We start from the raw sequence: 9,658 nt of genomic DNA on the forward strand, positions 1-9,658 counted from the left end.
TTCGGCCACGCTGTGAATCGGGCTATCTTTCGGCACCAGAATCACTTCGGCCTGCGGCTTAGGTGGCTCCGAGCCGACGTACAGCAGATCGGCACCCGCAGCTTGGGCAAACAGCGGTGGGATGTCGCCGGTGCTGCCCAAATCGATGCTATCGACGTTAAGCGCCTCGAGCATTTGCGGTCCCGCCGGGAATTCTACCCACTTGATGTTGGTATGCGGGAAGCGCTGCTCCAGCAGCTTGTGGGTTTTCGCCAAAACCATGCTCACCGAACCTTTCTGATATCCGATGCGCAACTGTTCGGGTGCATCGGCGGCCTGGGCGCTCACGCTCAAGGTGAGCAGCGCCGCGACGGCTGGCATGAGTAAACCCGTCAATATCCTTTTCATCTCTCTTCCTTTATACCGCTTGTGCGTAAGGTGGGTGGCGACGATGTAGCGCGTGCCAGAAGGTATCCAGCGCTTCATCAATGCGTTGCGACAGCAGCGGATCGAGCAGCGGCTGGCGATCGTAATCGGTAATCTGGCCGTCAGTGGCGAACACGCCGTGCAACACTTCCTGCGCCTTCAGCGCATTCAGCACCGGCTTCAGCGCGTAATCCACCGCCAGCAGATGTGACGCGCTGCCGCCGCTTGCCAGTGGCAGCACCACTTTGTGCTCCAGCGCGCGCTCTGGCAGCAGATCGAGCAGAGTTTTCAGTGCGCCAGAAAACGAAGCCTTATAAATAGGCGTGGCGACAATCACGCCATCTGCCAGCGCCAAATCAGCTTTCAACGCGGCTAAGGCAGGTGAATCGAAGCGTGCATAGAGCAAATCTTCAGGCTGGAAGTTGTGAATATTCCACGGAATCACTTCGACGCCGCGTGCTTCCAGCGCGTGCTGGCAAAGGCTCAGCAGCGCAGTAGAGCGTGAAGGGTAGCGAGGGCTGCCCGCCAGCGTAATAACCCGCATGGTCACTCCTTATAACTGAAAGTTATTGATTATCTGATATTCAGAACTGATGTGTTCAATACTGTCAGAGCAGGCAGCGAGGCTTAAATGATTTATCTGGTAATCGTAAGTCGCAAAATGGGATAGCCAGCGACATATAAAGGAAGGGTAAAAAAGCTGCCGATGGGTGCTTAGGCATAATCTGAAAAGCGGTGCAGGAAGTAGGCGGTTATATAAATCCTGAGGCCCATTGGACTGAGTTTAATGATTAAGGGTCGTAATGCATGGGTAAAACAGAGGAGTAACCGGAGAAATATATTTACACAGACCACGTGGATGCCGGATAAATGCGGCGGTTACTATTGAAAGATATGGGGAAAAACCAGCAATTCACCACTATTCATTTTTTTATGAATCGGATTAAACTTAGCAAGCTTTGATTGTTTCCTAATATACCGTGGTTTTTATTTCGCGAAATTTATGTCGAAACGCGAATAAAGGTTAATAAAATACATGCCATTCATCTCGCCGGTTACAACTAATGCAACTTTGCGAAGATCAACTTCACACTTCATGCAGTCGCGCTAAACAATGAATCTCTTAAGTTACGTGTTAATGCTAATAGTGGTTGGAATTACAATCCCCGGCCTGTTTATAATTGGTTGAGCTAATTTCCGCTAGAACACGATAACGATATTTCACTTATTTATTTACGCCCGCGTTTTGTGGCGTGAACTGCCGTTGCGGCAAGCTAATTTATTCTTAGGGAGATAAATATGGGTAGTTCTTCATTTGCTCAGGATTTAACTGAGCAGCAGGTCGTGCCTGCCACCTTCAATCGCATCTCACCCTCACCTAAAGCAGAAGAAGAGCTGGTGTGTTATTGGCTGCAACCCGATGCCGCGGGCGCGCATCTTACTTCTTCATTGCTGCCAACCTTCCCGCACAGCACGCCGGCAGAAGATGATTTCCTGCTGTTTAGTGCTGAGCGCAGCGCCTTGCCAGCCAGCCTGCTGCAGGACGTGGCGAAGCTCAGTGACCAGCGTCCAGAGCTGAACTGCTTTATTGTCTCGCTGGCAAAGCGCGAGCTGCCAAACGGCTTACACTCGTCTCTGCAGCTGTTTCAACAGTTGCATGCGCAGCGCTGGTGGCAGGAGGGCGGCTTTGCGGTGATCTTGCGTGCTGGCCTGGCCCGCGTGGGTGCGCCGCTGACGCGTATTCAGGATGTGATGCTCGCCGGATTACTGCATACGCAAACGGCGTGGGTGCTCGACTACGCCAGCGAAGCCTCGCTGACCACCAAAGCCGATGCCTCGCCGCGCTTAACTTATCAGCAATTTATTACTGATTATGAAAAACTCACACGTTTGTCACACTATATTCCGGAGCGAAACCGCTATCGCGAAAGTTATTTACGCAGCGGCTTATTACAATTAGTCCAGTACGAGTTAAGTGGTGCGGCGAAATTCTCAGATAATACCCGCCACGCATTAACCTACTTTGCGGAAAACTTCCCGGCCAAGGGTGCAATGGAAAAACTTATGCTGAAACAACCTGACATCTATTTCTCCATGATGAAAATGAGAAAAAGGCTGGGCGCTTAGCACCAACGTTAATTTTAAGAATAACTCCGGTGTGCGCGTGAATACTTTTATGTCACGCTTAAGGCCACTGAGATAATCCCCAGATGCCAAAACACCTATGTCTATAAAACGTAACGCGATTGCCAACTATGTTGGTCAAATCTATCTGACGCTGTCAGGTATTTTGGTTGTACCACTTTATATTCAACACTTAGGAATGGAAGCCTACGGTTTAGTGGGCTTCTTTTCGATCTTATTAACCTGGCTGCAATTACTGGATGCCGGTGTTTCCACCACCTTAATGCGGGAAGCGGCGCGCTATCGTGCAAATCAGGCGGAGTTCGTCTGGTTCCCGGCGCTGTTTGCCACGCTGACCAAATTCTTCCTGTTTTCCACCATTGTGCTGGTGGTGTTGGGTTGGCTGGCAACGCCGTGGATTGCCACGCACTGGCTGGATGCACGTCATCTGCCTGCGGGTGATGTGGTGATTGCCGTGGCGATTATGGTGATCACCGCCGCGATTCGCTGGCGCACCAGTCCGTATCGCAGCGTGATTGTCGGCTTCGAACATCAAGTGTGGCTGAACGGCGTCAATCTGGTCATCACCACCTTACGCACCTTCGGCGCAGTGCTGGTGATTCAGTTCTTCTCCAATCCGGTATTGGCGTTCTTTATCTGGCAACTGCTGGTATCGATTGCCGAAGCAGCCTGCTGTATCTATAAATCTTGCCAGCTGATTCCCAAAGCGGCGCGCAAAGAGAAGCGCGGCGATCTTAAAGAGGTGCTGAAACCCTTTATTCGTTTTGCCCTCAGCGCGGCATTCTCCAGTGCGGTGTGGACCTTTATTTCGCAAATCGACCGATTAGTACTTTCCAAGACGCTGCCGCTAAGCGAATACGGTTCGTTTACCGTGGTGGCGACGGCCGCGACCGGCATTCTGTTGCTCAGCAGCCCGATAATGCAGGCGATTGTGCCGCGTATGACCGGCATGAAAACCCGTAAAGAGGGCGATGCGGAGTCGCTGAAACTCTATCGCTACACCACGCAGGCGGTGGCGATCTTTATGGCGCCGCTCAGCATTACTATCGCCTGTTACGCTGGCCCGCTGCTTTGGGCGTGGACGCAGAAGAGTCAGATTGTTGATGAGATGTCGTTTGTTCTCAGCCTGTACGCGTTGGGCAGCGGCATTCAGGCTATCTGTGGCTTGCTCTATCACCTGCAATACATCAACGGCAACCTCAAGCTGCACATGAAAGGCTTCACCTGCTTTGCCGTGCTGCTGGTGCCGCTCAACATCTGGTGCGCTATTCACTACGGCGCGTTGGGCACCGGTTGGTTGTGGCTGGGGCAAAACATCTTCTATCTGGTGGGTTGGGCGTGGCTGGTGCATCGCCGTTTCGCGCCTGGCATTCATTTCACCTGGTTAACCCGCGACGTAATGCTGATTTGGGCGGTATCCGCCGCCATCGCCTGGTTAAGCACTTTCTTGCCGATCGAGTGGAATCAAAATCGTTGGATCAACCTGCTGTGGCTCGGCTTGATTGGCGCGTTCAATCTTGGTGTCTGCTGCCTGCTGCACAGCGTGGTGTTGAAGCGTCTCAGAATTCCGTTGTTTAACGTTGAGGAAAGAGGATGAGCATGATGTCATCTCACCGTATCCCTACGGTTTCGGTCATCATACCGAACTGGAATTGCGCGCCCTGGCTGCCAGAAGCGATGAGTTCTTTGTTGCGGCAGTCATCGCCGCCGGAACAGATCATTGTTATCGACGATGGCTCCAGCGATAGCAGCGTGGCCTGGCTAACGGCGTTTGCGGCCCAGCACCCGCAGGTGATGCTGCTGAGCGGCGAGCGCGGCGGCGTCAGCGCGGCGCGTATGAAAGGGCTCGCTGTAGCAACCGGCGATTTTGTTTACTTCATGGATGCGGATGATTTTGTCTCCACCGACTTGTTCGCCGACTTCCGTCGCGTGCAGGCGCGCCATGAGGATATTGACCTGTTCTGCTTTGGCGCAAAGATGTTCTTCGATCTGCCCGCCGCGCAGCGTCACTATCAAACCATTCACCAGCGTCATGTCAGTGGATTATTGCCCGGCGGCAGCACCAGCTTGCGTACGCTGATGCAGCATCAGTCGGCGCACCGCGTAGTATGGAGCAGCATCATTTCGCGTCGCTTGATTGATCAACTGGCGCTGCAGTTTCTGCCGATCCAAAACCATGAAGATGCCCCGTACATGTTCGCGCTCTATCTGCAGGCGCGTAACATTTATTGCACCAGCCAAAGCTATTACTACAAGCGCTTTATGCTGACCTCGTTGTCGCAGAGCACGCGCGATTTTTCCTACGTGAAAAACTATTTTATCGCGCGTCAAAGCAGCGAACAGTTCCTGCGTGACCAGCAATTGCCGGTGGATGCGGCCTTGCTGGACAGCTATTACCAAACGGTTATGCACAGCTGTTTGTCGCAGATCCGCAAAAATCACATGGTGATCCCGACAGATTGGCAGCCGCAGGTGAATCAGCTGGTGCGCAACGTGTTGCAGCACAGCGCGCGTCTGAAGCTGATGTGGTACTGCCCGACGATTTACAGCGGCCTGCAGGCGTGTCGTGAACAGCTTGGCCGCTATTCTGCACGACGCTGATAACGATCAAATTGTGATGCAGTAGAACAATTTACTTTTGCGCCAGAGCACCTTACCATTCTGGCGCACATTTTCCCGTGCACCCCGACTTCCCTGGTTCCCGTCATTGAGGAGAGTGCATGTTATATCCTATCGTCCGGCCGGCGCTGTTTAAGCTTGATCCTGAGCGTGCGCACGAACTCACCTTTCAACAACTGCGTTTTATCAGCGGCACCCCGCTGGAAGGGCTGATTCGCCAGTCGCTGCCATCACGTCCGGTCACCTGCATGGGATTAACCTTCCCGAACGCGCTCGGCTTAGCCGCCGGCCTCGACAAAAATGCCGAGTGCATTGATGCCTTTGGCGCGATGGGCTTTGGTTTTGTCGAAGTGGGAACGGTAACGCCGCTGGCGCAACCGGGAAATGATAAACCGCGTATGTTCCGCTTAGTGCCTGCGGAAGGGATTATTAACCGCATGGGGTTCAATAATCACGGCGTCGATCATCTGATCGCCAACGTCAAAAAGTCGCGCTTTAAAGGCATTCTCGGCATCAATATTGGCAAAAATAAAGATACGCCAGTTGAGAATGGTAAAGACGATTATCTGATCTGCATGGAAAAGGTATATGCCCACGCGGGTTATATTGCCATCAATATTTCGTCGCCGAACACGCCAGGATTACGCACGCTGCAATATGGTGAAGCGCTGGACGATCTTCTCTCTGCCATCAAATTAAAACAGCAAGAGCTGCAAGAACGGCACCTTAAATATGTGCCGGTGGCGGTAAAGATCGCGCCGGATCTTACCGAAGAAGAATTGATCCAGGTTGCCGGCAGTTTGCTGCGCCACAATATTGATGGTGTGATTGCCACCAATACCACACTCGATCGTTCGCTGGTGACCGGCCTTAAATATGCCGAAGAAGCAGGTGGATTAAGTGGTCGTCCGGTGCAATCACGCAGCACCGAAGTGATTCGCCGCCTGGCGCAAGAGCTGCAGGGCCGCTTACCTATTATTGGCGTCGGTGGTATTGATTCCCTGGTTTCTGCGCGCGAGAAAATTGCCGCAGGTGCAACATTAGTGCAGATATACTCCGGATTTATTTATAAAGGCCCAGGCTTAATTAAAGATATCGTGACCCACCTCTAAGACATTTCCCACTTTACTGCGCCGAGGGGTTTATTTATCCCTTCGGCTCGTTTATATTTTGTCCTGCTGGTGCATTTTTCAGCTTTTTCTCAGATTTATTTTTTTAATTAAGCGCCATTTAGCGCAGCGATAAACCACAGGGCAGATCATGAAAATCAAACCTGATGACAACTGGCGTTGGTATTTCGACGCAGAGCATGACCGCATGATGCTGGATTTAGCCGACGGCATGTTATTTCGCTCGCGCTTCTCGCGCAAAATGCTGACGCCTGATGCATTTAATATCAGCGGTTTTTGCGTTGATGACGCAGCGCTCTATTTTACTTTTGAAGAACGTTGCCGTCAGAGTGGATTAAAAGGCGATCAGCGTGCCGAATTAGTTTTAAACGCGCTGGTGGCCAGCCGTTTTCTCAAACCCTTGATGCCTAAAAGCTGGCACTTCACCAATCACGCGCACAGCTGGCAGCCGGCTGCGGGCGATATGGTGGCAGTGACGCTGGCCGATAGCGGCGAGCAGGCACAACTGTTTGTGGTTGAAAGCGGTGAAAATGCGGCGCTGTGCTTATTAGCGCAAAATGCGTTAACCGTGGCGGGTAAAGGTATGCAGTTGGGTGATGCGATTAAGATCATGAACGATCGTCTGCGTCCACAGCAGCAGGAACAAACCGCCCACTTTGCGCGGGCGGTGTAATCGGCTTACGCCAGTTCGATATCGCCTGCCGGAATACAGCTGCAGCTTAAGATCGTACCATCTGCGCGCACCGCGCTTTTCTTCAGTGCTTTCACTTCACCCGCGACCAACGTTACTTTGCAGCTGCCACAAAGTCCGGCGCGGCATGAGTAGGGAATGCGGAAACCCTGCATCTCCAGCTGTTCCAGCAACACTTGCTGATTGTCGCCGCTAAAGCGCGCACCCTGATAATCGATAGTTACTGCGCTGTGGCTGCTGGCGACCGGCGCCAGCGTTTCGACCACGGCGCCGGCACCGTAAGCGCGCGGCGTTTGCTTCTCTAAAATGGTCACCGTATCGCCAACGCGAATAATGCCGCTATTGAGCGCAATCAAATTCAGGCCGAAATCGATATCGCCGCTGCCATCCTGCGCGCTGCGGAAACCCTGCAAGGTGGTGAGCGGTTCGCCATTAGGATGCTTTTGACCCGTTTCGGTGCCGACGGTGGTAAACACGCAGCGGCTGCACGGCTTCGGCATCTCAAAGGTGATCTCGCCAATTTGCAGACGTTTCCAACTGTCTTCTTCCCACGCGGCCGCGCCGCTTACCACCAGATTGGGTCGGAACTGCTCAACGCGCACGCTGGCCGGACAGCGCTGTTGCAGATCCTGTAACGAGGCCATATTGACCAGCAAGTAGGGAAAACCGTCGGCAAAGCTCAGCGGCACATGATCAAAACGCTTCACGCGGCGCGTCGGTTCCGCGCCGGTCCAGCGCAGTTGCACCGGACGCGGGAAGAAGGTGCTCAACCAGCTATTGATGGTTTCCGGCGCAATACGCGCGGTGAAATGGTTGCCCCATACTTCGGTAGGTGACTGCTCAGCGGTGAAATCGGCAAAGCGGATCAGCGCCTGCGATCCATCCGGTGCTTGTAAAAACAGGCCATCCGGCAGCAGCGCGGGCGTGAAACGCACCATTTCCGGAAACTGGCGCGCGGTCACAAACGTGCCGTCCAGTTCGGTCACCAAAAAGATGCGATCAAAGCCCAGACCGCTTTCCAGCACCTGCGCATGTGACAGTTGCAGACCGCGCATAGATTTAACGGGATGGATGTAAAGGCGTGAAAGCGTAATCATCACCACTCCAGAAATAGGGTCATAAGTTTAAAAGAAGCTAACTTTATGACATAGCACGCTGATTCGCTATAATGCGCAGCAATTTAAGCAAGAGTAAAAAGTGACGATATGAATTCTCTGTTTGCCAGTACGGCGCGTGGGCTCGAAGAGCTGTTGAAAAGTGAGCTAGACGCGCTGGGTGCGCAGGATTTGCAGGTGGTGCAGGGCGGCGTCCACTTTCAGGCCGACGACCATGTAATGTACCAAAGCCTGCTGTGGAGCCGTCTGGCTTCGCGCATTTTGCTGCCGCTGGGAGAATTTGGCGTCTGGAGCGATCTCGATCTTTACGTGGGTGCGCAAAGTATTCCATGGACCGAGATGTTCGACAGCAACACCAGTTTTGCCATCCATTTTAGCGGCACCAACGAGGTGATCCGCAACAGCCAGTTCGGTGCGCTGCGTATCAAAGATGCCATCGTTGACAGCTTTACCCGTCAGAACCTGGAACGCCCGAACGTTGATCGTGAACAACCGGGTATCCGCATCAATGCGTGGCTAAACAAAGATCGCGTCAGCATCGCGCTGGATCTGAGCGGTGATTCACTGCATCAACGCGGCTATCGCCAGCAAACCGGCGCCGCACCTTTGAAAGAAACCTTAGCGGCGGCGATTGTGATGCGTTCCGGTTGGCAGAGCAGTGCGCCGCTGGTCGATCCAATGTGTGGTTCCGGTACGCTGCTGCTGGAAGCGGCGTTGATCGCCTGCGATCGCGCGCCTGGCCTGCTGCGCACCCATTGGGGCTTCAATCGCTGGAAGAAACACAATCAGGCGGTCTGGCAGGAAGTTCATGCTGCCGCGAAAGAGCGCGCACGCGTGGGTACCGCTGCGGCGACCGCCCGTTTCTTTGGCTACGATAATGACAGCCGCGTGCTGGAATCGGCGCGCGCCAACGCCCGTCGTGCTGGCGTGTTCGAGCTGTTCACCTTCGCGCAGCAGGATGTGATCAAGCTGAAGAATCCGCTGGCGGGCAAAGAGATTACCGGCACGGTATTGAGCAACCCGCCGTACGGTGAGCGTCTGGAAAGTGAACCAGCGCTGATTGCGCTGCACAGCCAGCTGGGCCGCATCATGAAGCAGAATTTCGGCGGCTGGAATCTGTCGCTGTTCAGCGCCTCGCCAGAGCTGCTGAGCTGCTTGCAACTGCGTGCCGATCGCCAGTTCAAAGCCAAAAACGGCCCGCTCGAGTGCGTGCAGAAAAACTATCAGCTGGCTGCGACCAGCGCAGAAGGCGGCGCGCAGATCGCGGAAGATTTTGCTAACCGCTTGCGTAAGAACCTCAAGAAGCTGGATAAATGGGCGCGTCAGTCGAATATCGACTGCTATCGTCTGTATGACGCCGATCTGCCTGAGTACAACGTAGCGGTCGATCGTTACGCTGATTGGGTGGTGATTCAGGAGTACGCGCCGCCAAAAACCGTTGACGCCAACAAAGCGCGTCAGCGTCTGTTCGATGTGATCAGCGCCACGCTGAGCGTGCTGGAGATCCCGGCGAATCGTCTGGTGATGAAAACCCGCGAGCGCCAGAAAGGCAA

Annotated in this window: 8 protein-coding genes and 1 pseudogene; 6 read left to right on the forward strand and 3 right to left on the reverse strand. The window is 53.7% G+C overall.

The window, feature by feature from the left end:
- Window positions 1-387 (reverse strand): annotated as a pseudogene (locus tag RTY00_RS12460) (aliphatic sulfonate ABC transporter substrate-binding protein); the annotation flags it as partial.
- A gap of 10 nt (window positions 388-397) precedes the next feature.
- Window positions 398-949 carry an NADPH-dependent FMN reductase gene (ssuE, locus tag RTY00_RS12465; RefSeq protein WP_312664666.1) on the reverse strand — a complete coding sequence of 184 codons (552 nt, stop codon included), beginning with the start codon at window positions 947-949 and terminating at the stop codon, window positions 398-400.
- A gap of 755 nt (window positions 950-1,704) precedes the next feature.
- Between ssuE and RTY00_RS12470 the strand changes: the two genes are divergently transcribed.
- The 5 genes from RTY00_RS12470 (at window position 1,705) to RTY00_RS12490 (ending at window position 6,972) form a co-directional block, all read left to right on the forward strand.
- Window positions 1,705-2,532 carry a hypothetical protein gene (locus RTY00_RS12470; protein ID WP_312664667.1) on the forward strand — a complete coding sequence of 276 codons (828 nt, stop codon included), beginning with the start codon at window positions 1,705-1,707 and terminating at the stop codon, window positions 2,530-2,532.
- Between the two features lie 97 nt (window positions 2,533-2,629).
- On the forward strand, window positions 2,630-4,147 hold the full coding sequence (locus tag RTY00_RS12475; protein WP_154152979.1) for a lipopolysaccharide biosynthesis protein: 1,518 nt from the start codon (window positions 2,630-2,632) through the stop codon (window positions 4,145-4,147).
- Between the two features lie 2 nt (window positions 4,148-4,149).
- Complete coding sequence (locus RTY00_RS12480) at window positions 4,150-5,151, forward strand: glycosyltransferase (RefSeq protein ID WP_312664668.1); 1,002 nt, start codon at window positions 4,150-4,152, stop codon at window positions 5,149-5,151.
- Window positions 5,152-5,270: 119 nt separating this feature from the next.
- Window positions 5,271-6,281 (forward strand): quinone-dependent dihydroorotate dehydrogenase, encoded by a 1,011-nt coding sequence (pyrD, locus tag RTY00_RS12485; RefSeq protein WP_312664669.1) that lies wholly within the window; start codon window positions 5,271-5,273, stop codon window positions 6,279-6,281.
- Window positions 6,282-6,429: 148 nt separating this feature from the next.
- Window positions 6,430-6,972 (forward strand): cell division protein ZapC, encoded by a 543-nt coding sequence (locus RTY00_RS12490; RefSeq protein ID WP_312664670.1) that lies wholly within the window; start codon window positions 6,430-6,432, stop codon window positions 6,970-6,972.
- Window positions 6,973-6,977: 5 nt separating this feature from the next.
- Here the strand turns inward: RTY00_RS12490 and RTY00_RS12495 are convergent, their stop codons facing one another.
- Window positions 6,978-8,087, reverse strand: a complete 1,110-nt coding sequence (locus tag RTY00_RS12495) for an MOSC N-terminal beta barrel domain-containing protein (protein WP_312664671.1) — start codon at window positions 8,085-8,087, stop codon at window positions 6,978-6,980.
- A 108-nt stretch (window positions 8,088-8,195) separates the two neighbouring features.
- Between RTY00_RS12495 and rlmKL the strand changes: the two genes are divergently transcribed.
- On the forward strand, window positions 8,196-9,658 hold a 1,463-nt coding region (rlmKL, locus tag RTY00_RS12500; protein WP_312664672.1), incomplete at its 3' end, for a bifunctional 23S rRNA (guanine(2069)-N(7))-methyltransferase RlmK/23S rRNA (guanine(2445)-N(2))-methyltransferase RlmL.

The sequence above is a fragment of the Pantoea sp. CTOTU49201 genome, from assembly GCF_032054795.1.
Taxonomy (GTDB): domain Bacteria; phylum Pseudomonadota; class Gammaproteobacteria; order Enterobacterales; family Enterobacteriaceae; genus Pantoea; species Pantoea symbiotica.

What these genes read in the sequence shown, in the direction of transcription:
- ssuE (WP_312664666.1), bottom strand. Translation starts at nt 949, where the DNA reads ATGCGGGTTATTACGCTGGCGGGCAGCCCTCGCTACCCTTCACGCTCT.
- RTY00_RS12470 (WP_312664667.1), top strand. Translation starts at nt 1,705, where the DNA reads ATGGGTAGTTCTTCATTTGCTCAGGATTTAACTGAGCAGCAGGTCGTG.
- RTY00_RS12490 (WP_312664670.1), top strand. Translation starts at nt 6,430, where the DNA reads ATGAAAATCAAACCTGATGACAACTGGCGTTGGTATTTCGACGCAGAG.
- RTY00_RS12495 (WP_312664671.1), bottom strand. Translation starts at nt 8,087, where the DNA reads ATGATTACGCTTTCACGCCTTTACATCCATCCCGTTAAATCTATGCGC.
- pyrD (WP_312664669.1), top strand. Translation starts at nt 5,271, where the DNA reads ATGTTATATCCTATCGTCCGGCCGGCGCTGTTTAAGCTTGATCCTGAG.
- RTY00_RS12480 (WP_312664668.1), top strand. Translation starts at nt 4,150, where the DNA reads ATGATGTCATCTCACCGTATCCCTACGGTTTCGGTCATCATACCGAAC.
- RTY00_RS12475 (WP_154152979.1), top strand. Translation starts at nt 2,630, where the DNA reads ATGTCTATAAAACGTAACGCGATTGCCAACTATGTTGGTCAAATCTAT.